Origin of the sequence: Lachnoclostridium sp. An138, from assembly GCF_002160765.1 — a bacterium.
Classification (GTDB): domain Bacteria; phylum Bacillota; class Clostridia; order Lachnospirales; family Lachnospiraceae; genus Laedolimicola; species Laedolimicola faecalis.
In genome coordinates this window covers 170016-194589 of sequence record NZ_NFLF01000004.1, presented here as the reverse complement: position 1 = coordinate 194589, position 24574 = coordinate 170016, and the positions used below count along the sequence as shown (strand labels likewise).

20 protein-coding genes are annotated in these 24574 nt (G+C 51.2%); 17 read left to right on the top strand and 3 right to left on the bottom strand.

Features of this window, described 5'->3' with window-relative positions:
- Positions 1-66 precede the first annotated feature (66 nt).
- From B5E82_RS05360 to B5E82_RS05330, 7 genes are all read left to right on the top strand, one after another.
- The gene (locus B5E82_RS05360) at positions 67-1860 is read left to right on the top strand and encodes an ABC transporter ATP-binding protein (protein WP_087306535.1); all 1794 of its coding nucleotides are present in this window, start codon (positions 67-69) and stop codon (positions 1858-1860) included.
- Positions 1850-3586, top strand: coding sequence for an ABC transporter ATP-binding protein (locus B5E82_RS05355; protein WP_087306533.1), 1737 nt, complete (start codon positions 1850-1852; stop codon positions 3584-3586). Before B5E82_RS05360 ends, B5E82_RS05355 begins: the two co-directional genes overlap by 11 nt.
- 263 nt (positions 3587-3849) lie before the next feature.
- A complete protein-coding gene (leuS, locus tag B5E82_RS05350; RefSeq protein WP_087306582.1) occupies positions 3850-6264 on the top strand; it encodes a leucine--tRNA ligase in 2415 nt (804 codons plus the stop codon).
- A 123-nt stretch (positions 6265-6387) separates the two neighbouring features.
- Positions 6388-7104 carry a transglutaminase family protein gene (locus B5E82_RS05345; RefSeq protein WP_330398277.1) on the top strand — a complete coding sequence of 239 codons (717 nt, stop codon included), beginning with the start codon at positions 6388-6390 and terminating at the stop codon, positions 7102-7104.
- A gap of 27 nt (positions 7105-7131) precedes the next feature.
- Positions 7132-7677, top strand: coding sequence for a hypothetical protein (locus B5E82_RS05340; RefSeq protein WP_087306531.1), 546 nt, complete (start codon positions 7132-7134; stop codon positions 7675-7677).
- A gap of 60 nt (positions 7678-7737) precedes the next feature.
- Complete coding sequence (locus tag B5E82_RS05335) at positions 7738-8616, top strand: MBL fold metallo-hydrolase (protein ID WP_087306529.1); 879 nt, start codon at positions 7738-7740, stop codon at positions 8614-8616.
- A 73-nt stretch (positions 8617-8689) separates the two neighbouring features.
- Positions 8690-10012 (top strand): chloride channel protein, encoded by a 1323-nt coding sequence (locus B5E82_RS05330; protein WP_087306580.1) that lies wholly within the window; start codon positions 8690-8692, stop codon positions 10010-10012.
- A gap of 243 nt (positions 10013-10255) precedes the next feature.
- Here B5E82_RS05330 and B5E82_RS05325 read toward each other — a convergent pair whose 3' ends face one another.
- Positions 10256-10669, bottom strand: a complete 414-nt coding sequence (locus B5E82_RS05325; RefSeq protein WP_087306528.1) for a hypothetical protein — start codon at positions 10667-10669, stop codon at positions 10256-10258.
- 86 nt (positions 10670-10755) lie between these two features.
- On the opposite strand from B5E82_RS05325, the gene B5E82_RS18090 reads away from it, so the two are divergent.
- On the top strand, positions 10756-10899 hold the full coding sequence (locus tag B5E82_RS18090; RefSeq protein ID WP_162610713.1) for a hypothetical protein: 144 nt from the start codon (positions 10756-10758) through the stop codon (positions 10897-10899).
- 147 nt (positions 10900-11046) lie between these two features.
- Here the strand turns inward: B5E82_RS18090 and B5E82_RS05320 are convergent, their stop codons facing one another.
- On the bottom strand, positions 11047-11292 hold the full coding sequence (locus B5E82_RS05320; RefSeq protein WP_087306526.1) for a chorion class high-cysteine HCB protein 13: 246 nt from the start codon (positions 11290-11292) through the stop codon (positions 11047-11049).
- A 247-nt stretch (positions 11293-11539) separates the two neighbouring features.
- Between B5E82_RS05320 and B5E82_RS05315 the strand changes: the two genes are divergently transcribed.
- The 7 genes from B5E82_RS05315 (at position 11540) to B5E82_RS05285 (ending at position 20349) form a co-directional block, all read left to right on the top strand.
- Complete coding sequence (locus B5E82_RS05315) at positions 11540-12328, top strand: zinc dependent phospholipase C family protein (RefSeq protein ID WP_162610712.1); 789 nt, start codon at positions 11540-11542, stop codon at positions 12326-12328.
- A gap of 62 nt (positions 12329-12390) precedes the next feature.
- Positions 12391-13629 (top strand): MFS transporter, encoded by a 1239-nt coding sequence (locus B5E82_RS05310; RefSeq protein WP_087306522.1) that lies wholly within the window; start codon positions 12391-12393, stop codon positions 13627-13629.
- Between the two features lie 34 nt (positions 13630-13663).
- Complete coding sequence (locus tag B5E82_RS05305; protein WP_087306520.1) at positions 13664-14575, top strand: S8 family peptidase; 912 nt, start codon at positions 13664-13666, stop codon at positions 14573-14575.
- A 49-nt stretch (positions 14576-14624) separates the two neighbouring features.
- Complete coding sequence (locus B5E82_RS05300) at positions 14625-16322, top strand: S8 family peptidase (RefSeq protein ID WP_087306518.1); 1698 nt, start codon at positions 14625-14627, stop codon at positions 16320-16322.
- Positions 16323-16484: 162 nt separating this feature from the next.
- A complete protein-coding gene (locus B5E82_RS05295; protein WP_087306516.1) occupies positions 16485-17702 on the top strand; it encodes an NADP-dependent isocitrate dehydrogenase in 1218 nt (405 codons plus the stop codon).
- Positions 17692-19137, top strand: coding sequence for an MBOAT family O-acyltransferase (locus B5E82_RS05290; RefSeq protein WP_087306515.1), 1446 nt, complete (start codon positions 17692-17694; stop codon positions 19135-19137). Before B5E82_RS05295 ends, B5E82_RS05290 begins: the two co-directional genes overlap by 11 nt.
- A gap of 213 nt (positions 19138-19350) precedes the next feature.
- Positions 19351-20349, top strand: coding sequence for a hypothetical protein (locus B5E82_RS05285; protein ID WP_087306513.1), 999 nt, complete (start codon positions 19351-19353; stop codon positions 20347-20349).
- Here B5E82_RS05285 and B5E82_RS05280 read toward each other — a convergent pair.
- Complete coding sequence (locus tag B5E82_RS05280) at positions 20343-22250, bottom strand: ABC-F family ATP-binding cassette domain-containing protein (RefSeq protein WP_087306511.1); 1908 nt, start codon at positions 22248-22250, stop codon at positions 20343-20345. The two genes, B5E82_RS05285 and B5E82_RS05280, sit on opposite strands and share 7 nt — an antisense overlap.
- 250 nt (positions 22251-22500) lie before the next feature.
- On the opposite strand from B5E82_RS05280, the gene B5E82_RS05275 reads away from it, so the two are divergent.
- The gene (locus B5E82_RS05275) at positions 22501-23169 is read left to right on the top strand and encodes a redox-sensing transcriptional repressor Rex (protein WP_087306509.1); all 669 of its coding nucleotides are present in this window, start codon (positions 22501-22503) and stop codon (positions 23167-23169) included.
- Positions 23170-23318: 149 nt separating this feature from the next.
- A complete protein-coding gene (gene alr / locus B5E82_RS05270; protein WP_087306507.1) occupies positions 23319-24506 on the top strand; it encodes an alanine racemase in 1188 nt (395 codons plus the stop codon).
- Positions 24507-24574: the final 68 nt, after the last annotated feature.

The window sequence follows — 24574 nt, the reverse complement described above, 5'->3', positions numbered from 1 at the left end:
TACGGCTTGTAAAAACCGCCGCATTAGCGTAAAATACCCTTGTGTGAATGAAGGAGGATATACGCAATGCGGCGGTTATTGTATTTTTTGAGGGATTACCGGAAGGAAAGCATTCTGGGACCTCTGTTCAAGCTCCTGGAGGCCAGCTTTGAGCTTCTGGTGCCTCTGGTGGTGGCGGATATTATCGATGTGGGAATTGCGCACAGAGACTCCGCCTATGTGCTCGGCAGAGGCGGAATTCTGATTCTGCTGGGGCTTATCGGCCTGGCAAGCTCCATTACGGCTCAGTATTTTGCGGCGAAAGCGGCGGTAGGCTGCAGCACCCAGATGCGGGGAGCCCTGTTCCGCCATCTGAACAGTTTTTCTTATAAGGAGCTGGATACCATCGGAACGTCTACTCTGATTACCCGCATTACCAGCGATATCAATCAGGTGCAGACAGGCGTGAATCTGGTGCTCCGTCTGTTCCTGCGTTCTCCTTTTATCGTATTCGGCGCCATGGTTATGGCGTTTACCATTGATGTGCGATCAGCTCTTATCTTTCTGGGCGTGATTCCCGTCCTTTTCCTGGTAGTTTTCGGTATTATGGGGCTTACGATTCCTGTCTACCGGAAGGTGCAGGGACAGCTGGACCGGGTGCTTCTCCATGTGCGGGAAAATCTGTCCGGCGTCCGTGTGGTGCGGGCTTTTAACCGCCAAAGCGATGAGCAGGAGACCTTCCATGCGGACAGCGCGGCGTTGATGAAGACGCAGCTCTTTGTGGGAAAGATTTCAGCCCTTTTAAATCCTCTTACCTATGCGATTATCAACGCGGCGGTGATTCTCCTGGTCTGGACCGGAGGAAAGCAGGTGGACAGCGGAATTCTGACCCAGGGCCAGGTGGTGGCTCTCGTCAATTACATGTCTCAGATCCTGGTGGAGCTTATCAAACTGGCGAATCTGATTGTCAATATAACCCGTTCTCTTGCAAGCCTGTCCAGAATCAACAGCGTATTTGAACAGGAGGCCGGCATGCGGGAAGGAACATATACGGGAGCCGTACCTGGTTCAGAGGAGACTGCTTACACGGGAATGGGAAATGAGGCGGAAAGCTGCAGGGCGGCAGTGCCTTGCGTAGAATTCCGGGATGTGAGCATGATTTATCAGGAGGGCGCCGAGGCGGCGCTGGAGCATGTAAGCTTCCAGGCCTGGCCGGGTGAGACCATCGGCGTCATCGGAGGAACCGGCTCCGGAAAATCTACCCTGGTGAATCTGATCCCGAGATTTTATGATGCCTCAGAGGGCAGCGTACTGGTGGACGGCGTGGATGTGCGGGATTATGAGCTTCAGGCCCTTCGCCGGAGAATCGGTGTGGTGCCGCAGAAAGCGGTGCTTTTTTCCGGCACGATCCGGGAGAACCTGCGCTGGGGAAAGAAAGACGCTTCAGATGCAGAGCTTCTGGAAGCCCTTGGGACGGCCCAGGGACTGGAAATTGTGGAAAAGAAAGAGAACGGCCTTGATGAAGAAATTCTGCAGGGAGGACGCAATCTGTCCGGCGGCCAGAGACAGCGGCTTACCATAGCCCGGGCGCTGGTAAGGAACCCTGAGATCCTGATTCTTGACGACAGCGCTTCCGCTCTGGATTTTGCCACAGACGCCAGACTCAGAAAGGCCCTCCGGGAGAGAAAAAAGAGCGCGGCAGTCTTTCTGGTATCCCAGAGGGCGGCCACAGTCCGGCAGGCGGATAAAATCATTGTGCTTGACGATGGAGAAGTGGCGGGAATCGGAACGCATGAAGCTCTGTTCCAAAGCTGTGAGGTATACCGGGAGATTTGTCTGTCCCAGGCGTCTGCAGAGGAGGAAAAGGCCCATGAAGCATAAATCGACATTAAAGAGAATTCTTCATTATATTGCGGGCTACAGCCTGTATCTGGCAGCTTCTCTGATTTTTGCGGTGCTGACGGTGGCGCTGACACTGTACGCTCCGGTGCTGACCGGAGAGGCTGTCGACTATATGCTTGGAAAAGGAAGCGTGGATTTTGGAGCGCTTGCCGCCCTTCTGGCGCGGCTTGGCATTGTAATAGGGGCAACTTCTCTGTTTCAGTGGCTTATGAATCTGTGCAACAACCATATGACCTACCGGGTGGTCATGGATGTGAGGACCGAAGCTTTCGACCATATGCAGGATCTGCCGTTAAGTTATATCGACAGCCACCCGCAGGGAGACATCGTAAGCCGTCTGATTGCAGACATCGATCAGTTTTCCGACGGCCTTCTGATGGGATTTACCCAGCTCTTTACCGGCGTGATGACGATTCTCGGGACGCTTCTTTTCATGCTGTCTGTCAATGTGGGAATTACGCTGGTGGTGGTCTGCGTGACTCCGGTATCTTTTCTTGTGGCAAGCTTTATTGCCAAAAGCACCTATAAAATGTTCCGGCTTCAGTCAGAAACAAGGGGCGAACTGACCGGTCTCATTGACGAAATGGTAGGAAACCAGAAGATTGTCAAAGCCTTTGGCTACGAGCAGGAGTCAGTATCCCGCTTTGACAGGATCAACAAGCGGCTGGAAAAACACAGTCTGCGGGCGATCTTCTTTTCCTCCATCACCAATCCGGCTACCCGTTTTGTCAACAGCCTGGTCTATGCGGGCGTAGGCGTGGCGGGAGCTTTTGCGGTGATCCGGGGAGCGCTGAGCGTCGGCCAGCTGTCCTGCTTCCTGAGTTACGCAAATCAGTATACGAAGCCTTTCAATGAGATATCCGGCGTAGTGACAGAGCTGCAGAACGCCCTTACCTGCGCGGCCCGAGTCTTTGAGTTTATCGATCAGGAGCCCATGACGCCGGATCAGACAGAAGGGCTCAGAATAGAAAAGGCAGAAGGCCGGGTAGATCTGGCAGACGTGGAATTTTCCTATACAAAGGAGCGTCCGCTGATTCAGGATCTGAATCTTCATGTGGAGCCGGGCCAGAGGATTGCCATTGTAGGCCCCACCGGCTGCGGAAAGAGCACGCTGATCAACCTGCTTATGCGCTTTTATGATGTGGACAGCGGCCGGATCGCGGTAGATGGCTGCGATATCCGGGAGCTGACCAGACAGAATCTGCGGGAGCAGTACGGCATGGTTCTTCAGGAGACCTGGCTGAAATCCGCAACTGTCCGGGAAAATATTGCTTACGGAAGACCGGACGCCACAGAGGAAGAGGTGACAGAAGCCGCAAAGGCGGCTTATGCCCACAGCTTTATCCGGCGTCTGCCAAAGGGATACGATACGGTACTTTCCGAGGATGGCGGCAGCCTGTCTCAGGGACAGAAGCAGCTTCTGTGCATTGCCCGGGTTATGCTCTGCCTGCCGCCCATGCTGATTCTTGATGAGGCCACGTCTTCCATCGATACCCGTACGGAGCTGAAGATTCAGAATGCCTTTGCGAAAATGATGGAAGGCAGAACCAGCTTTATCGTGGCGCACCGCCTGTCTACGATCAAAGAGGCGGACCGGATTCTGGTCATGCGGGACGGGCAGATCATTGAGCAGGGAACCCATGAGAGCCTGCTTGAGAAAAATGGTTTTTACGCAGAGTTGTACAACAGCCAGTGGTCAGTTTAGCCGTTATGATTCACAGTCCTGATTCAGACAGGGAAACAGGTGCTTGCGTGCCGGCGCGGCACATCTGTTTCCCTGTCTGAATCGGCTGTGAATCGTAACGTTTAGGGTGGTATTTGACTTGACAAATCAGCCCTGTATGATTATGATAAAATGCAGTGAGAGTCCGTCAAAACGGACTTTGCCGGCGGGCAGGAAAAGGAAAGCGGCGCCTGAAGCCTTCCAGTTTGCAGCCTGCGGGAATAATGAAGAGGAGTGTAATGAAAATGGCAGTACCCTTTAACCACCGCGCGGTGGAAGAGAAATGGCGTAAGAGATGGGAAGAGCATCCGGTAAACGTGGATGACGGAAAGAAGCCGAAATACTATTGCCTGGACATGTTCCCCTATCCGTCCGGAAACGGACTTCATGTGGGACACTGGAGAGGCTATGTGATCAGTGATGTATGGAGCCGCTATAAGCTGATGCAGGGACATTATATCATTCATCCCATGGGCTGGGATGCGTTCGGGCTTCCTGCTGAAAACTATGCGATTAAGATGGGAATTCATCCCGCGGTTTCCACGGCAGAGAATATAAAGAATATCAAGAAGCAGATCAACGATATCGCAGCTCTCTACGACTGGGATATGGAAGTCAATACGACCGATCCGAAGTTCTATAAGTGGACCCAGTGGATCTTCGTGCAGATGTTCAAGAAAGGGCTGGCGTATGAGAAGGAGTTCCCTATCAACTGGTGTCCTTCCTGTAAGACGGGTCTTGCCAATGAAGAGGTGGTAAACGGCGTCTGCGAGCGCTGCGGAACTCCTGTGACCAAGAAGAATCTGCGCCAGTGGATGCTGAAGATTACGGCTTATGCGGACCGTCTTCTGAATGATCTGGACAAGCTGGACTGGCCGGAAAAGGTAAAGAAGATGCAGACCGACTGGATCGGAAAATCCTACGGCGCCGAGGTAGAGTTCCCGGTAGACGGAAGCGATAAGAAGATCACGGTATACACCACCAGACCGGACACCCTGTACGGCGCTACCTTTATGGTTCTTGCCCCCGAACATGCGCTTGCAAAAGAACTGGCCACAGATGAGACGAGAGCAGCCGTAGAGGATTATATCTTCAAATCCTCCATGCGTTCCAATGTGGACCGTGTACAGGACAAGGAGAAGACCGGCGTCTTCACCGGAAGCTACTGCATCAATCCCATGAACGGAGCGAAGGTTCCCATCTGGCTGTCTGATTATGTTTTGGCTGATTACGGTACGGGAGCCATCATGTGCGTGCCGGCTCACGACGACCGTGACTTTGAGTTCGCAAAGAAATTCGATCTCCCGATTATCCAGGTTATCGCAAAGGATGGAAAAGAGATTGAAAATATGACAGAGGCCTATACCGAGGCCAGCGGAACCATGATTAATTCCGGAGACTGGAACGGCATGGAGTCCGCAGTCCTGAAAAGGGAAGCGCCCCACATCATCGAGAAGATGGGCGTCGGAAAGAAGACGGTAAACTACAAACTGCGTGACTGGGTATTCTCCCGTCAGCGTTACTGGGGCGAGCCGATCCCGATCATCCACTGCCCGCACTGCGGCAATGTGCCGGTGCCGGAGGATCAGCTTCCTCTGGAGCTCCCGGAGGTGGAGAGCTATCAGCCCACAGGAACAGGCGAATCTCCGCTGGCAGCTATTGACAGCTGGGTAAATACCACCTGTCCGGTCTGCGGCGCTCCCGCCAAGAGAGAGACGAACACCATGCCCCAGTGGGCTGGTTCTTCCTGGTATTTCCTCCGCTATGTGGACAACCACAATGACAAGGAGCTGGTAAGCCGTGAGAAGGCAGACAAGTATCTGCCGGTGGATATGTATATCGGCGGCGTGGAGCATGCGGTGCTGCATCTGCTCTATTCCCGTTTCTATACCAAGTTCCTGCATGATATCGGAGTGATTGATTTTGACGAGCCCTTCACAAAGCTGTTCAACCAGGGTATGATCACCGGAAAGAACGGCATCAAGATGAGCAAGTCCAAGGGCAACGTGGTATCTCCGGACGATCTGATTCGTGATTACGGCTGCGATTCCTTAAGAATGTACGAGCTGTTCGTGGGACCGCCCGAGCTGGACGCAGAGTGGGATGACCGCGGAATCGATGGCGTATCCCGTTTCCTCAAGCGTTTCTGGAACCTGGTTCTGGACAATAAGGATAAGGGAACAAAAGAGACGCCGGAGAGCGTGAAGCTGCGCCACAAGCTGGTATATGACATCACCAGCCGTCTGAACAGCTTCAGCCTGAATACGGTTATCTCCGGATTCATGGAATATAACAACAAGATGATTGATCTGGCAAAGCGTCAGGGCGGCATCGACAAAGAGACCCTGGAGACAGCCGTAACCCTGCTGGCGCCTTTCGCTCCCCATGTGGCAGAAGAGCTCTGGGAGCAGCTGGGCCATAACGAGACCGTCTTCGGACATGGCTGGCCGGATGCGGACGAGGAGGCCATGAAGGACGACGAGATCGAGATCGCCGTTCAGGTCAACGGAAAGACGAGAGGTACGGTGACGATCTCCACCAGCATTTCCAAGGAGGACGCTCTTGCGGCAGGAAAAGCCGCTGTGCCGGAATGGCTGAAGGGAACTATTGTAAAAGAGATTTACGTGCCCGGAAGAATCCTGAATTTTGTAGTGAAATAAGGTATAAAGGCTGTAAAGTGTCATAAAAACGGCGCGGATAGTGGAGACATTATCTGCGCCGTTTTTCAAAAAGAGCTGTGAATTCCCAGAAGATATGATAAGATATCTGCAGGAAGAGAGCAGATGGAGGAAAATTCCATGCAGCAATATTTAAATGAGACGCCGTTACTTAATTTCTCTGCATCCAATATCCAGAGCCTGATAATGGAGAGAAACTGGAAAGAACTGGATGAATATGAGCGCACAAAAGCGATTTACGAATTTGTTCGTGATGAAATCCGGTTTGGCTATAATATAGATGATCATATTCCGGCTTCCAGGGTGCTTGCAGATGGTTATGGACAGTGTAATACAAAAGGAATTCTGTTTATGGCACTGCTCCGCGGAGTGCTTATCCCCTGCAGGATTCATGGCTTTACAATTGACAAAAAACTGCAGAAAGGAGCCATGACAGGCATTGTATATAAAAATGCTCCTCAACATATTTTTCACAGCTGGGTGGAAGTATATTTAGAAAGGGTATGGTATGAGCTGGAAGGCTTTATATTGGATAAGCAATATCTGGCGCGGCTGCAAAGCATCCATGCGGACTGTCAGGGCCCCTTTTGCGGTTATGGTGTTGCTGTAAAGGATTTTCGTAATCCAGTTATTGAGTTTGAAAGAAATAATACTTATATTCAAAGTGAAGGAATTACGCGTGATTTCGGAATATATGACTGCCCGGATGATTTGCTTCAAGAGCATCACCAGGAAATGTCCGGATTAAAAATTTTTTTGTACAGATATCTGGGAAGACATTTGATGAATTGCAATATCAAAAAAATAAGAGATTCCAAATAATAAATTATATTGTACAGGAGAGAAAATATGCAGCCGATTTTTACGTTGCAATATGGAGAATTTGCAGTAGCAGATTATTTATCAAATCATATCAGAAACGCTTCTGTATTTATTCCCTCGTCTGCGCAGGAAAAGGGGATAGATTTGTTGTTGTACAGATTTGACAATGGTATGAATTTGATTAATACCATACAGGTAAAGACATCCAGGACATATTATAACAAAAATCCCAAATATCAGGGTACATTATGGTTTAACAGATTTGAACCCCAGGACAATGCGGACTGGTTTATTTTTGTAGGAATCTATGCGGATTTTCCTGAAAAAGTGGATGCATCCAGCCGCAATTTCAAGTGGGATACCATTATGCTGGCTTTTAAAAACAAAGAGATGAAGCAGTTTATGGAAGATGTCAGGCTAAAGTCAGATAACGAAAAAAAGGATAAGATGTTTGGGTTCGGTTTTAATGGCAGGACGGAAATAAGGCAGACAAGAGGATATTCGGAAGAGCGCGATATGACACGGTATCTTATTGAAAACAGGAACAGTGAAATTGAAAATTCGTTTCGATAATGACCGTAATGGTGCTTAAATGAATCAGTGAATAAAATAAGATTTGATGGAGGAAACATCATGTATGAACTGATACAGATTTCGGAACACGATTATTACATACAGAGCCCGGCAAAAATCGGACTGGTAAAGCTGAACGATACGGAAGTCTGCCTGATTGACAGCGGGAATGACAAGGACGCGGGCCGGAAGGTCAGAAAGATTCTGGATGAACATGAATGGACGCTGAAAGCTGTCTATAATACGCATTCCAATGCGGATCACATCGGCGGCAATAAGTATCTGCAGGGACAGACGGGCTGTAAAATTTATGCGCCTGGAATTGAGTGTGATTTTACCAGGCATCCGATTCTGGAGCCTTCCTTGCTGTATGGCGGCTATCCATGCAAAGACCTGAGGCATAAGTTCCTGCTGGCTCAGGAGAGCGGAGCAGAATATCTGACGAAAGAGACGCTGCCGGAAGGTTTTGAACTGCTTCCGCTGCCGGGGCATTTCTTTGATATGGCGGGTTTCCGGACGCCGGATGATAACGTATATCTGGCAGACTGCCTTTCCAGCCGGGAGACTCTGGAAAAATATCAGATCGGTTTTATCTATGATGTGGCGGCTTATCTGAATACGCTGGAAAAGGTAAAGACGCTGAAAGCCAGGCTCTTTGTGCCTGCCCATGCGGAAGCGGCGGAGGATATCACAGAACTGGCTCAGTACAATATTGACAAAGTAAATGAGATAGCGGATAAAATCGTAAGCCTCTGTAAGGAACCTCTTGGTTTTGAAGTGATTCTGCAGCGCCTGTTCACAGAATACGGCCTTGTCATGAATTTCGAGCAGTACGTTCTTGTGGGAAGCACAGTCCGTTCCTATCTGGCCTGGCTGAAAGACACAGGAAGACTGAACGCAGTATTTGAAAAGAATCTCCTGCTCTGGGAGAAGATATAAGAAAAGAGGGGGAGCCGGAAGACAAAGCTTCAGGAACAAACAGGAAGAAAGCAGGATTCCGGCGGTGTGCATTATGAGTGAAGAAAGAAATGAAAAAACAGAACAAAATGAATCAGAGCTGAAAGACCTTGTGCCCCAACTGGAGGAGCGTTTTCGGGTAACTGTCTGGAACCGCCTGCTGATGCTGGCCCGGTGGCTGATTTTTGCGGCGCTTACAGGGGTGATTCTGGGACTTGTGGGAACTGCCTTTGGAAAAGGCGTAGAGCTGGCTACGGAGCTTCGCGCGGCCCATTCATGGATTCTGTTTGGCCTTCCCATAGCAGGACTGGTGATCGTCTGGATGTACCACTGGGAGAGAAAACAGGAGAGAAGCAGTACCAATATGGTGCTGGATGCGATTCACGCGGAGAGGGAGATTCCCCTGAAGACGGCTCCGCTTATCTTTGCGGCGACGATTCTGACCCACCTGTTCGGAGGCTCTGCGGGACGTGAGGGAGCGGCTCTGCAGCTGGGCGGAAGCATCGGAAATTTTCTCGGAAAAGTCTTACGGATCGATGAAAACGACAGACGCGTCATGATTATGTGCGGCATGAGCGCGGCCTTTTCCGCGCTGTTTGGCACGCCCATGGCGGCCGCAGTCTTTTCCATGGAGGTTGTGAGCGTCGGAATCATGTATTACGCGGCTCTGGTCCCCTGCGTAGCAGCATCCTATACGGCTTACGGGGTAGCCTGCCGCTTCGGTCTGACCGGAGAACGTTTTTCTCTCGGTATTCTGCCCGATTTCACTTTACTGAGCGCCGGAAAAATCCTGATTCTCGGGCTTTGCTGCGCGGCGGTCAGCATTCTTTTCTGCGTGGCGCTGCATAAAACAGAAGAACTGTTTGCGGAAAAAGTCAGGAATGCCTATCTGCGGGCTGTGGTATCCGGCTGCCTGCTGATCGTTTTGACCCTGCTCCTTGGAACCACGGACTATCTGGGAACAGGTATGCAGATTGTAGAGCAGGCGGTAGTAGAGGGCCGGGCCTTCTGGGGCGCGTTTCTTCTGAAAATCCTGTTCACGGCAGTCACGCTGTCCGGAGGCTTCAAGGGCGGCGAGATTGTCCCCTCCTTCTTTGTAGGAGCGACCTTTGGCTGCATCTTTGGCCAGTTGTTTCACATCTCGCCCTCTCTTGCGGCGGCCTGCGGAATGGCCGCGGTGTTCTGCGGCGTCACAAACAGCCCGATTTCCTCCCTGCTTATCAGTCTGGAGATGTTTGGATTTGAGGGCGCGCCTTTCTTTTTCCTGGCGATTGCGGTCAGCTATATGCAGTCCGGTTATTACGGCCTGTACCGCAGCCAGAAAATTATGTATTCGAAAGTGAAGACAAAATTTATCAACCGGAATGCCAAGGAATAACCGGCCGGCTGCAGCGGGCCTGCTGCGGTGACAGACGCAGATTCGTCCGCGGAGACGTGAGCCTGCTGCGGAGAAAGACCCAGATTCGGCTGCAGAGACAGTGAGAGCCGGCCATTCCCGAAAGAAACCCTCTGAGGACGCCGGTACTTAGCCGCCCGGGGAGCTTTTTCCCCGGGCGGCTTATGTATCCGCTGCGTCCGAGGGGAGCGCAAGCGCGTTTCTGCCGGGAATGGCCGGCTCGTATTATTTCATAAAGCTCTTCGCCAGCTGCACCATCTGTTCCATACGCGCCACTTCTTCCGCAGATTTTCCCTGCTTCAGCGCCTCAAAAAGCTGGTTGAATTCATCCTGGGTCATCTGATGATCGGATTGCCGTGCCGCGTTCATAAGTTTCTGAAAATCATTTGGATTCATTCCTTCACTCCCTTCCGGCGGAGACTGAGAAAAAGCATCCGGACTTTCGGAAACATCCGGGTTTTCGGAAGCAGACGGGTCTGCCTGCATACCTGCCTGAAATTCGGACATCATATTGGAATACTGGATGTAGGTCGTGATCATTTCCATAATCCGTATGATGGAGTCGATTTTCCGGTTCAGTTCGTTACATTTTTTCTGAACATCATAAAGTATCTTGTAGCCGTCATTTCCCAGGCTCATACAGTCTCCTCCCATTCCCTACAGTATATGTGCAAAAGCATGGAGTATGAATATAATATAAGGACAAAAAAGCAGGAGAAGATAGAATGAATCGATTGATTATAGAAGAGACAAGCGTGTATGAGCTGGATGAGGAATGTGTGCGGGAGAAGGAACGGGAGAGAAAAAACAGTCAGGAAAGCATGGAAAAGGAAGAGGTTTCTCAGTCCGGTGAAGATAACCTTCATTGACAGCTGGAAAAAATGCAGTTAAAAAAACGGGAGGGCGCCGAAAATTCGGCGCCCTCCGCACAGGCTCCGGCTGTCCGGGGTAAAAGAAAAAAGGACGGAAAGCCTTTTTATCCGCTCCGGGCCGGATGGCTTAAGACAGACGGCAGACTAGCATCCGCAGCCGCCGTTTCCGCCGAAGAAGCCGCCATTTCCGCCGCAGCCGCCGCAGCAGCACAGCAGAAGGATAATCCACAGACAGCTGTTGTCGCCGTAGCCGCCGTTTCCGCCGAACCAGCCGCTGTTTCCGCCGCAGCAGGAAGACAGCAGAAGAAGCCAGATCAGGGTATTGCAGCAGCTGTTGTTGCCATTGTCGGAGCAGCCACATCCGCAGTTTGCAGCAGTTAAATCACTCATGAGAATTTCCTCCAGAAAAAATAATTATTTACAATGTCATAGTATGTGGGGAGCGGAAATGTGTGAATCGATCCGAACACAGGAAATCTGCAGCCGGCGGTAAATTTATGCCGGCTGTCTGCTTACAAGAAATTTACTTGTATAACCGAAGATTTTGTGAGAAAATAAAAAACAGAAATTATCACCGGACAGGATGCCTGTGGGAGAAACGGGAATTCCTGACCCGGAAAAGGAAGGAAGCGTAATTATGCCTGCAGTATATGCGCATTATAAATTTGGCAAAGAAGTGTACAGGGCTCTGCCTCAGGATATCCGGCAGCTTGTAAAGGAAAATGCTCCGGCTTACTGGCTGGGGCTTCACGGCCCGGATCTTCTTTTTTATTACCGTGCTCTGGGGAAAAACAGGGTAAATCAGCTGGGAGTGCGGATGCACAGGGAATCGGCCCGTTTCTTTTTTGAAAAGGGACGGAAGGTCTACCAGAAGCGGCCGAGCTATGTTCTTTTATCCTATCTCTGTGGTTTCCTGTGCCATTTTATGCTGGACAGTGAGTGTCATCCCTATATCAGCCGGTATATGGAAGAACATAAGCTGGGACATCTGGAGATAGAGACGGATTTTGACCGGATGCTGCTGGAAGAGGATGGCCGCAATCCGGTAACCCATAATTGTACGCGCCATCTGATCCGGGATCTGGACACGGAGGAGGCCATTGCCTCTGTGCTGGAAGGCGTTACGCCTGAAGAGGTGGATGAGTGTATCATCGGTTTTCACCGCGTTATACGTCTCTTTCAGTGCCCTGGAAAAGGAAAGGCCTGTTTCCTGAGGGGATTTTTTACGCTGATTGGACAGAAAAAAGGTCTTGGAGGTCTGGTGGCGGATGGAAGACCCAATGAAAAGTGCGGCGAGAGCCGGAAAGCTCTGGAGGACCGGATGAAAAACGCGGTCCGGATGACGGCTGAGGAGATCGAGAAGTATGTCCGGGCCGTGGAATCGGACGAGCCCTTAAGCATCCGGCTGAACAGAGATTTTGAATAGTGCTTTTCGTGAAGGGCAGCAGTTGCCGGCAGAAAAGAAGCTGAAAACGGGAGAATAATGTTATGAATCAGAAACTGACGAAACTGGAGAAACGATGGATTTTATACGATGTGGGAAATTCGGCTTTTGTGCTTCTTACTTCCACAATCATTCCCATTTACTATAAGAATATCGCGTCGGCGAGCGGAATTTCCGATTCCGATTCCACAGCCTTCTTTGGCTACGCTACGTCTCTTGTGACGATCCTTGTGGCGGTCTTGGGGCCGGTGCTTGGAACGCTGGCGGATACAAAGGGATTTAAAAAGCCGGTGTTTACTTTTTTCGTGATGATGGGCGTGCTGGGATGCGCGGGCCTTGCGCTCCCGGCGACCTGGGTGGCCTTTCTGGCGGTCTATGTGCTGGCCAAGACGGGACTCAATGCCAGCCTGGTATTTTATGACGCGATGCTGCCGGATGTAACGACAGATGAACGGATGGATGTGGTGTCGGCCCAGGGATATGCCTGGGGCTATATCGGAAGCTGTATTCCCTTTATCGTCAGCCTTGTGTTCGTGCTCTGCTCGGATATGATTGGAATTTCAGGCGGAACAGCCATGGCTGCTGCTTTTCTGCTGAATGCGGCCTGGTGGTTTCTTGTGACGCTGCCGCTGCTGAAAAGCTATGAGCAGAAGCATTATGTGGAGCGCACGCCCCATCCGGTACGGGACAGTTTCGGAAGGCTTGCGAAGGTTTTCTCAGAGGTGCGCCAGAATCCGGCGATCTGGTTCTTCCTGCTGGCCTTCTTCTTCTACATTGACGGTGTATATACGATTATTGATATGGCTACTTCTTATGGAAAAGATGTGGGAATCAGCGACACGAATCTTCTGCTGGCGCTGCTTCTGACCCAGGTGGTAGCTTTTCCATGTTCGATCCTGGTAGGGCATCTGTCCAAAAAGCTGCGCAATACCACGCTGATTCAGATTTCCATCGGCGGATATTTCTGCATTGTTCTCTTCGCGCTGCAGATGGATAAAGCCTGGGAATTCTGGTTCCTGGCTGTCTGTGTGGCGGTGTTCCAGGGAGCGATCCAGTCTCTGTCCCGGTCCTATTTTGCCAGAATCGTGCCGAAGGAGAAATCTACGGAGTTTTTCGGATTTTTCGATATTTTCGGCAAGGGCGCGGCTTTTATGGGAACGATGCTTATGGGAATTTCTACCCAGCTTTTTGATACCTCAAGGGCGGGAGTGGCTCTTCTTGCGGTTATGTTTGCCATCGGTTTTGTCCTGTTTCGAATGGCAGTCAGAAAGGTGGAAGCATAGTATAATAGAAAAACGAAAAAGGAGTTTTTCTGTTATGAATCGTGTGCGAGAGCTCGTGGGAGCTTCCCGTGCGTATGAGCAGGGTATCTATGGAGCCGGGATCGGCGTGGCGGTGCTGGATTCCGGCGTAAATGAGAGACATCCGGATCTGCGTGGCAGACTGGTTTATTCGTATAATTATCTGACGGCTTCGCCAGAGAGCGTGGATGACTGTGGTCATGGCACGCACATCTGCGGAATCATAGGAGGAACGGGAGTGGCATCCGGCGGCAGGTATCAGGGACTTGCGCCGCGGTGTCATTTTCTTTCTCTGAAGGTGCTGGACAAAGACGGAAATGGAAACAGCGGAACGCTGGTTCAGGCTTTGTACTGGCTGATCGACCACGGAAAAGAATATGATGTGCGGATTGTCAATATTTCTGCGGGCAGCACAGAGATCCGGGGAAGAAAAAGAACCGGCCTTCTGAAAGCGGTGGAGGACACCTGGGACGCCGGCTTTATCGTCTGCGCGGCTGCCGGAAACCAGGGTCCGGCCCGTTCCAGCATTACAGTTCCCGGGACCAGTCCCAGGATCATAACGGTGGGTTCGTCGGACGATGGCCGGGCAGTAAGGCTTATGGGAGTCAGAAAAGCAAATTATTCCGGGAGAGGCCCTACGTCGGCCTGTGTCTGCAAGCCGGATGTGACGGCTCCGGGAGCTTATATCCGATCCTGCAGCGCTGATTTTGAGAAACCGGGCAGGGGATTTTACACGGATAAATCGGGGACTTCCATGGCTACCCCTGTAGTTTCGGGAAGTCTGGCCCTGCTCTTATCCAGGGAAAGGCAGCTGACGGGAAAGGAAGTAAAACTGAGGCTGCGAACTGCCTGCCGGGATCTGGGACTTCCCCGGAATCAGCAGGGCTGGGGACAGATCTGGGTGCCGGGCCTGCTCTTCCCGGAATGAAATGGAAGGGAAGGCATATGCTGTTAGAAACAGATAAAAAGGAAGCAGCATGGCATTAAACTGCAGAGAACAGATGGTATCGGAAGAATATGTGGACTTTATCTGGCAGTCCAGCTGGAGTGAGGAGGAGCTGCGCAGAGTGTTTCCGGATACCTGCTGGCAGATCATCAATAATTATTACACGGCTTTTTACGCGGACAGCAGTTTTCTGCGTCCGGGCTATGACACGGAATATGGATATGAGGTATTCCCGGCGCTTTATACGCCGCTGCAGAATGAAAGCCTGGAAGCAGCCAACATCCTCCAGCTGCAGAATCAGCCCGTACTGCAGCTGAAGGGAGAAGGCGTTCTGGTGGGAATGATAGATACGGGGATTGATTATACCAACGCCTGTTTCCGGGATCTGGCGGGGAAAAGCAGAATCCGGGAGCTCTGGGATCAGACCGATCAGAGCGGAACAACGCCGGAAGGGATTGGATACGGAACGGTATATACGCAGGAGGAGCTGAACCGGGCCCTGGAAAATGCGGAGCCGTTTTCCATTGTTCCGAGCCGTGACGATTCAGGACACGGGACGAAGCTGGCAGCCATTGCCGCGGGGAGTGAGAACCTGGAGACGGGCTGGATCGGCGCGGCACCGCTTTCAGAACTGGCAGTGGTAAAGCTGAAGCCTGCGAAGCGTTATCTGAAAGAGTATTTTATGGTTCCGGAAGAGGCGGAGGCCTACCAGGAAAATGATATTATGCTTGGAGTCCGCTATCTTCATGAGCTGGCTCTGCGGGAGCGCAGGCCCCTTGTTATCTGCCTGGGCCTTGGAACCAATATGGGAGGCCATGCGGGGACCTCTCCCCTGTCTTTTTATCTTAATACCATAGCATCTGTGGCCGGCAGATGTATTGTGATTGCCGGAGGAAACGAGGCAAACCAGGGCCATCATTTTTACGGAACCCTGAACCGGGGAGAAGAGTACCAGGATGTGGAACTGCGTGTGGCGGAGGATGAGGCCGGTCTGATGATGGAGCTCTGGAGCAATACGCCGGATGTATTTTCGGTTTCCCTGATTTCCCCTTCGGGCGAGGAGGTCCCCCGCGTCACCTCCGGTATGAGAAATCTGAGATTTGACTTTCTTTTTGAGAAAACCATCGTCAATGTGAATTTTCAATCTCTCGATCCCTACAGCGGGGATCAGCTGATCGCGATCCGCATGTCAGAGCCTACGCCGGGAATCTGGCGCCTGCGGGTGTATGGGGAGACGGTCATCGATGGAATCTATAATATCTGGCTTCCTGTGACCGGCTTTCTGTCGGCGGGAACCGTGTTTCTGGACTCAAATCCGGATATTACACTGACAGAGCCTGCCAATACGGAGATACCCATCACGGCGGCCGCCTACCGGCCTCAGAATGAAAGTATTTACATTGATTCCAGCAGAGGCTATACGAGAAAGGGCAGGATCAAGCCGGATCTGGCGGCTCCGGGGGTGGAGGCTTCCACGTATGGGCCGGGCAATACGCTGACAACCATGACGGGAACGAGCGCCGCGGCCGCGGTGACGGCAGGAGCCGCGGCGCTGATGCTGGAATGGGGAATTGTCCGGGAACGGCGGCTGACCATGGGAACGCTGGAAATCAAACAGCTGATGATCCGGGGAGCTGCGCGCAGCCTTTCCCAGCTGTATCCCAACCGGATCTGGGGATATGGAACACTGGATTTGTATGCGGCCTTTTCGGCTCTCGGCCGCTTTTAAACCGGAGTCCGAGCGGGGCAGAGGCAGGCGGGAAAAGGGAACATCCGATGATTTTGTCCTGAATGACTTGCGAAGAAGTCTTTGATCGACTATAATAAGACACAAAGCGCCGCGCAGGGTATGGCGGCAATGCTTGCAAGATATTGAATTGAGGAGGACGACATGGATAAGATAAAGATGACGACACCGCTGGTGGAGATGGATGGAGATGAGATGACAAGAATTCTCTGGAAGATGATCAAGGATGAGCTTCTGCTTCCGTTTGTGGATCTGAAGACAGAGTATTATGACCTGGGACTGGAGCACCGGAATGCTACAAACGATCAGGTGACTATCGATTCTGCGGAGGCTACCAAGAAGTACGGTGTCGCCGTAAAGTGCGCGACGATCACGCCCAATGCGGCCCGTATGGAAGAGTATGATTTGAAGGAGATGTGGAAGAGCCCCAACGGAACCATCCGCGCAATTCTGGACGGCACCGTGTTCCGTGTCCCGATTATCGTTAAGGGGATCGAGCCCTATGTGAAAACCTGGAAGAAGCCGATTACGGTAGCCCGTCACGCTTATGGCGATATTTACAAGGCTACTGAGATGCGGATACCGGGTCCCGGAAAGTGCGAACTGGTCTTTACGGGAGAAGACGGAACGGAGATTCGTGAGACTGTTCATGATTTCAAAGAGGGCGGCATCGCCCAGGGAATCCACAATCTGACCAGTTCCATTGAAAGCTTTGCGAGAAGCTGTTTCTCCTATGCCGTTTCTCAGAAGCAGGATCTCTGGTTTGCCACCAAGGATACTATCTCCAAAAAGTATGATCACTATTTTAAAGATGTATTCCAGGAGATTTATGAGAAGGAGTACAAAGAGGAGTTTGAGAAGCTTGGCATTGAATATTTCTATACGCTGATTGACGATGCGGTGGCCCGTGTCATCAAGTCTGAAGGAGGATATATCTGGGCCTGCAAGAACTATGACGGCGATGTGATGAGCGATCTGATTGCTACGGCCTTTGGTTCTCTGGCCATGATGACCTCTGTGCTGGTATCCCCCCATGGATATTATGAGTATGAGGCGGCTCATGGAACAGTGCAGCGCCATTATTATAAGCACCTGAAGGGAGAGGAGACCTCCACGAACTCCATGGCTACTATTTTTGCCTGGTCCGGAGCTCTGAGAAAGAGAGGAGAGCTGGATGGAAATCAGGCGCTGATGGATTTTGCGGATAAGCTGGAGCAGGCCTCTGTGAAGACGATCGAGGATGGAAAGATGACAAAGGATCTGGCGCTGATTACTACGCTTCCGAATCCGGTTGTCCTTTCCAGCGAGGGCTTTATCCGTGAAGTGCGTAAGACCTTAGAGGAACTGCTGAATGTTATTTAATTCCAACGCGTTTTATCTGTTTCTGCCAATTGTATTTCTGGTATACTGGCTGACGCCCCGGCGGTTCCGGTGGGGCGTCCTGCTGGTGTCCAGTTATTATTTTTATATGAGCGCAGACGCCCAGTATGTACTGCTTCTTCTGCTGACTACGGCTGTATCCTACGGCACGGCCCTGGGAATACAGCACACAGAGAGCAGAAGTAAGAAAAAATTCTGCATGGGCGCGGCTCTCCTGGTCTGCCTTGGACTTCTGTTTTTCTTTAAATACTCCAATTTCTTAAGTGGTACCGTGACGGCTCTGCTGAAAAGTATCTCCCTGCCTGTCAGCGAGGTGACGCTGGAACTGGTGCTTCCGGTTGGAATTTCTTTTTATATTTTTCAGTCGCTGGGCTATGTGATTGACGTCTATAAAGGAAAGACCCGGGCGTGTGCGCACTTTGGGAAATATGCCGCATTCGTCTCTTTTTTCCCGCTTCTTCTGGCAGGTCCCATCGAGAGGGCGGAACATCTGCTGCCCCAGCTTGAGAAAGAACACAGTTTCAACTGTGACAGAGCCATTGAAGGGGCGAAGCTGATAGCCTGGGGATATTTTAAAAAGATTGCCATTGCAGATGTGGTAGTGTCTCTGGTAGACGTGGTGTATGACAATGTTACAGTTTACACGGGGCTTGCTCTTGGAGTGGCCACTTTTTTCTATGCGTTTCAGGTCTACTGTGATTTCTCCGGATATTCGGACATTGCCCGGGGCGTGGCGAAGCTTCTGGATATTGAGCTGATGACAAACTTTAAGAGCCCGTATTTCGCGGCTTCACTGAAAGAATTCTGGAGCAGATGGCACATTTCTCTGTCCACCTGGTTCCGGGATTACGTCTATATTCCCCTGGGCGGGAGCCGAAGAGGAGAGTGGAGAACCCAGCGCAACCTGCTGATTACCTTTCTTGTCAGCGGGCTTTGGCACGGAGCCAGCTGGACCTATGTGATCTGGGGGGGACTTCACGGCCTGGGCCAGATTGTGGAAAAGATGTGGAACCGGCGTTTTCCGCCGAAGAAGGAACGGCGCAGCGTCATCCGCGTTCTGATCGTATTCTGTTTTGTCTGCGTTGCCTGGATTTTTTTCCGTGCCAGCACCTTTTCCGACGCGGTCTATGTGCTGACCCATCTTTTTGAGGGCGTGGGAAATCCTGTTTCCTATGTTAAGGCAGGGTATGAGGCTTTTCGTACAGCCGGCCTGATGCAGAGCACGGATCTGAAGCTTGCCCTCCTCTGGATTGCGGTGCTTTTGGCGCATGATTTTATTGAACTGAAGCAGAGTGCCTGGGCATGGCTGGGACGCTTCCGGAAACCAATCCGCTATGTGTTCTATTTTGCGCTGCTGTTCGTGGTGCTTTACAGCCGTCAGCTGGGCGAATACGAGTTTGTATATTTTCAGTTTTGAACCTGTACAGCCGTGCAGAAAAAGATGGAGGCGTTCCCCGGCAGATTTATCTGGCGGGGGACGCATACGGATTTTTCTATAGGGCGCTCAGCCCAAGCCATGGCTTTTTACAGAAAGCCATGGCTTGCACGGCTGTACAGTTCAAGATATGGCGGAAACAGCCGTGCAGAAAAAGACTAAATTTATTTATCAGAGCGAGAATCAGAGAAATATATGAAAAAATTTTTAAGAAAAATCTGTCCGTTTATTCTGTTTATTCTTGTACTGGAGCTTGCGATCCCGATTGCGGTGGACCCGTACAATGTTTTTCACTGGAAGGAGATACGGGATAACGGCGTAGAGCCCAACAGTAATTACATCAAGATGCAGTATGTCCTTCACAATCCGGACAAGTTTGATTCCTTCCTCTTCGGTTCTTCCCGGACGGGCTTTATCAATGTGGACCGGATTCCCGAAGGGAAGTGGTACAATATGTCCTATTCGGAGGGACTGCCGGAAGAGCATCTGGATAATCTGAAGGAACTGATTGAAAATGGAATTATCCCGAAAAATGTCATGATTGGCGTAGACAATATTTCTGCGTTTGTGGACCCGGACCTGCACCAGAATCAGTTTTACCGGATTCCCTATCCAAGAGGAAACAAGCTGGGATTTTATGCGAATTATTTCAGTATTAAGGGTGTGATCCTGTCTCTTGATGTGATCCTGAATTATGAGCCCACAGATCCGGATTATGTGGAACGATATTATGCCAATGGCTGCACGGTCCGGGACCCTTCTCTGGGCGGAACCTGGGAGGGAGACGCTCCCTACTGGGACGATTACTACAGGGATTATATGAGCTATGCTATTGATGACATGAAGGAGATCTCGGCGCTCTGTGAAGAATACGGGATCAATCTGATTGTGTTTACCAATCCCATCTATTACCGGACCTATCAGCAGTCCAAGTTTTACGGCTATGACAATTTCCTGTTCTGGCTTTCCGGAGCATCCGGGGGCGGATATTATAACTTCAGCGGGGAAAGCGCGATCACCATGGACCGCAGGTATTACTATGAATCCAGCCATTATACGGAAGAGCTGGGAGATATGATTATCGACCGGATATTTTATGGAAAGACAGATGAAAGCCTGGAAAGCCAGGGTTTTGGCATGTATGTGACGGACGACAATATAGAAGAATTTAAAACAGCGCTGGCCAATCACTGAGCCAGCGCTTCCCATTGTTCATATAGGGTTTCCAGACGTTTTTTCAGTTCCTCCTGCTCCTGGTGGAGCTTCTGACATTCTGCCACATTGGTATAGATATCTTCATGGGTCATGAGTTCGTTGATTTCTTCATCCCGGCTTTCCAGCTGGAAGATCTCTTCTTCGGTCTTTTTCAGATCATTTTCACGCTTCCGCTGTCTGGCCTGCTCTTCCTTCTGCTGCTTCCAGTCCAGTTTGGCAGCCGAAGGCTCTTCTTCCTGAGCTGCTTTGCTCTCCACAGAAGAGGAAGGGGTAAGAATGTCATGCTTTTCCAGATAGTAATCGTAATTTCCGATATAGTTTACCAGGACGCCTCCGGTCAAATCGAGAATTCTGGTGGCGGTGGTATTGATGAAATACCGGTCGTGGGAGACGTAAAGCACGGTGCCTGTATAGCGGTTTAAGGCCTGCTCCAGAATTTCCTTGGAAACAATGTCCAGGTGGTTGGTAGGCTCGTCCAGAATCAGAAAATTAGCCTCGGACAGCATCAGCTTTGCCAGGGATACCCGTCCCCTTTCTCCTCCGCTTAAATCGGCGATACGCTTAAAGACATCATCTCCGGTAAACAGAAAAGCGGCCAGTGTGCTGCGGATGGTGGTATTGTCCAGATCCGGGTAGGCGTCGGAAATTTCTTCAAAAAGGGTCTTTTCCGGATGGAGTACATGGTGCTCCTGATCGTAGTATCCGATCTGCACTCTGGCGCCCAGCGTAAAGGAACCGCTGTCCGCGTCCAGAAGACCGTTCAGGATTTTCAGAATGGTAGTCTTTCCGGTGCCGTTATTTCCGATCAGGGCCACCCGTTCCCCGCGCTTGATAGAAAAATTCAGGTCGGAGAACAGTTGCAGGGGTCCGAAGGCTTTGGACAGGTGCTCTACAGTCAGCACATCGTTTCCGCTTGTGATCTTGGGTTCCAGGGTGATGTGCATCTCGGAGCGTACCTCTGTGGGCTTTTCCAGGATCTCCATTTTGTCCAGCATCTTTTCCCGGCTTTCCGCGCGGCGGATGGATTTCTCCCGGTTAAAGGATTTCAGCTTCGCGATGACCTCCTCCTGGTGCTTGATCTCGCGCTGCTGATTCAGCCAGGCATTCATCCGCGCTTCCCGGAGCTGGGCTTTTTTGGCGGCGTAATCGGAGTAATTTCCCTGGAACACCGTCACCTCTCCTGCGTCGATTTCAATAATCTTCGTGGCGATCCGGTTCAGAAAATACCGGTCATGCGCCACCACCAGAACGGCTCCGTCATAGTTTAAAAGGAAGGTTTCCAGCCAGGCGATGGAATTCATGTCCAGGTGGTTGGTGGGCTCGTCCAGCAGAATGAGATCCGGCCGGGAGAGCAGAAGCTTGCCCAGAGACACCCGGGTTTTCTGGCCCCCGGAAAGGGTGCTGACCTGTTTGCCGAAATCCTCTTCCTCAAAACCCAGGCCCTTCAGAACCCCGGACACTTCACTTTTGCAGGCGTATCCGTTCTTCTGTTCAAATTCATGGCTGAGACGGGTATACTGGGCCAGAGCGTTTTCAAGCTCTCCGCCGGAAAGTTCTTTCATCCGGAGTTCCAGAGTGTGCATGTCCCGTTCCAGATCGAGCACATCCTGCTTTACGGTCAGAAGCTCTTCATAAATGGTGTTTTCGCTTTCCAGATCCTGATGCTGGGCCAGGTAACCGAGAGTCTTGCCCTTTGACAGCACGGCTTCCCCGGAATCGGCCTCCAGATCGCCCACGATGATTTTCAGGAGAGTGGACTTTCCGGCTCCGTTGATGCCGACGATGGCGGCTTTCTCCCTGTCTTCTATATGAAAGGACGCGTTTTTCAGGATTACGTCCGTTCCGAATGTTTTGCTGATGTTCTGGCATAATAGTATCATAAATCTTACCTCTGTATGTCTTTTCCCGCTGTTTCGGGCTTCTGCCGGTTCCTGATATACACGAAGCCGGCAGATTCTATTATAGCGAAAAACAGGCACAGGAACAAGAGAAATCTTTGTGAAGAATTCCGCAAAGTCGTTGACAATATTTTCACTAATCGCTTATAATAAATACAGATTATCCCTGGCCGCCGGAGGCGGTTTTGCCGGCCGGCCGGAGAGGAATATACTTGATTGAAGGACGTGTGGAATGAAAGACGAACGTATCACGGAAGAAAGAGAGATTTCGAAGGCCGTCATCAAGCGGCTTCCGCGCTATTACCGTTATCTGGGAGAACTGATGGAAAGCGGAGTGGAGCGGATTTCCTCCGGAGAACTGAGCACAAGAATGAGCGTCACGGCATCTCAGATTCGCCAGGATCTGAATAATTTCGGAGGATTTGGACAGCAGGGTTATGGATATAACGTAAAATACCTGTACGAAGAGATCGGGAAAATTCTGGGGCTCGACAAGAAGCATAACATGATCATAGTAGGCGGCGGCAACCTGGGACAGGCTCTGGCCAACTACGTGGATTTCGAAAAGCAGGGCTTTTACATCCGGGGAATTTTCGACGTGAATCCGGTTCTGAAAGGCTTAAGCGTCCGGGGAATTCAGATTCATATGCTGGATGATCTGGAGAGCTTTATCCGGGATGAAGAGATTCAGATCGCGGCGCTGACACTGCCGAAATCAAAAGCGGAGGAGATGACGGAGCTTCTGGTAAAGTATGGAATCAAGGCGATTTGGAACTTTGCGCATATCGATCTGCAGGTTCCGCCGGATGTACTGGTAGAAAATGTACATCTGTCAGAAAGTCTGATGCAGCTGTCTTATAATATCACCAGATATGAGAAAGAGCATCCCCGTTCGGAATAAAAGAATAGAAAAAGGGACTGCCGCAGGCCACGGGATTCGGTTTTACCGGCCAAAGTTTCTGGCGGCAGTCTTTTTCCGTTTTGAAAGAATTTTATGGAAAGATTTCACTTAAATGAAAAACACATATATTATAGGTAGGAGCCAAAATCATGAAAAAATATCAACGCGCAGCGGCTTATGTGGATCTGGATGCCATAGAAGAAAATTTTGAAGCTATGAAAAGGACGCTTCCGGCAGGCACACAGATGGCGGCGGTGGTGAAAGCAAATGGATACGGACACGGCGCGGTGCCGATTGCCCGGCTGATGGAGCCAAAAGACTATATCTGGGGCTTCGCGGCGGCGACAATAGAGGAAGCCCTCCAGCTCCGCGGCTACGGAATCAGAAAACCTGTGCTGGTGCTGGGCTATGTGTTCCCGGAGTCTTACCCGGAGCTGGCGGCGGAAGATATCCGGACGGCGGTATTCCGGATGGATATGGCAGAAGAGCTGTCAAAAGAGGCGGTGCGCCAGAATAAGAGGGTCCATATTCATATCAAGCTGGATACGGGAATGAGCAGGATAGGCTTTCCGGATACGGAAGAGAGCCTGGAAGCGGTCTGCCAGATACAGAAGCTGCCGGGGCTGGAGCTGGAAGGACTTTTCACGCATTTCGCCAGGGCCGACGAGGCCGATAAGACCTGGGCGGACCGGCAGCTTGCCCGTTTTCTGAAATTCCGGGATGCCCTTGAGGAGAGAGGCGTGCATATTCCCATCTGCCACTGCGCCAACAGCGCGGCCATCATTGATATGCCGGAGAGCAGCCTGAACCTGGTGCGGGCAGGCATCGCGCTGTACGGCCTGTATCCTTCCGGCGAGGTGAAAAAAGAGCGGGTGGCGCTTAAAGCTGCCATGGAGCTGAAAAGCCATATTGTCCACGTCAAGGAGATTCCGGCGGGTACGCAGGTAAGCTACGGCGGCCTTTATACTGCTCCGGAGCCCCGGCGCATTGCCACGATTCCTGTAGGGTACGGCGACGGATATCCCAGAAGTCTTTCGGACAGGGGATGCGTACTGATCGCGGGAAAGAGGGCGCCTATCCGGGGAAGAGTCTGTATGGATCAGTTTATGGTGGACGTGACAGAGATTCCGGAGGCCAGGCCGGGTATGGAGGTTACGCTGTTCGGCACAGACGGAGGAGAGATACTTTCCATGGATGAGCTGGCGGAGCTTTCCGGCCGTTTTAATTATGAGTTTGCCTGTGATATTTCCGGAAGAGTTCCGAGAATCTATCTGAGACATGGAGAGATCACGGAGACTGCGGAAGAGATCTGGACCTCCCGTCCGGCCGGGGCGTAAGGGAGAACCCCGCGCGAATCTGTATACATGTGAAGATTTTGGAAATACTTCAGATAGGGCTGCCGGCG

Coding starts and splice junctions, on each gene's coding strand:
- B5E82_RS05325 (WP_087306528.1), bottom strand. CDS start 10,669: ATGAGCCTGGGAAATGACGGCTACAAGATACTTTATGATGTTCAGAAA.
- B5E82_RS05300 (WP_087306518.1), top strand. CDS start 14,625: ATGGCATTAAACTGCAGAGAACAGATGGTATCGGAAGAATATGTGGAC.
- B5E82_RS05290 (WP_087306515.1), top strand. CDS start 17,692: ATGTTATTTAATTCCAACGCGTTTTATCTGTTTCTGCCAATTGTATTT.
- B5E82_RS18090 (WP_162610713.1), top strand. CDS start 10,756: ATGAATCGATTGATTATAGAAGAGACAAGCGTGTATGAGCTGGATGAG.
- B5E82_RS05340 (WP_087306531.1), top strand. CDS start 7,132: ATGCAGCCGATTTTTACGTTGCAATATGGAGAATTTGCAGTAGCAGAT.
- B5E82_RS05280 (WP_087306511.1), bottom strand. CDS start 22,250: ATGATACTATTATGCCAGAACATCAGCAAAACATTCGGAACGGACGTA.
- B5E82_RS05295 (WP_087306516.1), top strand. CDS start 16,485: ATGGATAAGATAAAGATGACGACACCGCTGGTGGAGATGGATGGAGAT.
- B5E82_RS05320 (WP_087306526.1), bottom strand. CDS start 11,292: ATGAGTGATTTAACTGCTGCAAACTGCGGATGTGGCTGCTCCGACAAT.
- B5E82_RS05305 (WP_087306520.1), top strand. CDS start 13,664: ATGAATCGTGTGCGAGAGCTCGTGGGAGCTTCCCGTGCGTATGAGCAG.
- leuS (WP_087306582.1), top strand. CDS start 3,850: ATGGCAGTACCCTTTAACCACCGCGCGGTGGAAGAGAAATGGCGTAAG.
- B5E82_RS05355 (WP_087306533.1), top strand. CDS start 1,850: ATGAAGCATAAATCGACATTAAAGAGAATTCTTCATTATATTGCGGGC.
- B5E82_RS05275 (WP_087306509.1), top strand. CDS start 22,501: ATGAAAGACGAACGTATCACGGAAGAAAGAGAGATTTCGAAGGCCGTC.
- alr (WP_087306507.1), top strand. CDS start 23,319: ATGAAAAAATATCAACGCGCAGCGGCTTATGTGGATCTGGATGCCATA.
- B5E82_RS05360 (WP_087306535.1), top strand. CDS start 67: ATGCGGCGGTTATTGTATTTTTTGAGGGATTACCGGAAGGAAAGCATT.
- B5E82_RS05345 (WP_330398277.1), top strand. CDS start 6,388: ATGGAGGAAAATTCCATGCAGCAATATTTAAATGAGACGCCGTTACTT.
- B5E82_RS05310 (WP_087306522.1), top strand. CDS start 12,391: ATGAATCAGAAACTGACGAAACTGGAGAAACGATGGATTTTATACGAT.
- B5E82_RS05285 (WP_087306513.1), top strand. CDS start 19,351: ATGAAAAAATTTTTAAGAAAAATCTGTCCGTTTATTCTGTTTATTCTT.
- B5E82_RS05315 (WP_162610712.1), top strand. CDS start 11,540: ATGCCTGCAGTATATGCGCATTATAAATTTGGCAAAGAAGTGTACAGG.
- B5E82_RS05335 (WP_087306529.1), top strand. CDS start 7,738: ATGTATGAACTGATACAGATTTCGGAACACGATTATTACATACAGAGC.
- B5E82_RS05330 (WP_087306580.1), top strand. CDS start 8,690: ATGAGTGAAGAAAGAAATGAAAAAACAGAACAAAATGAATCAGAGCTG.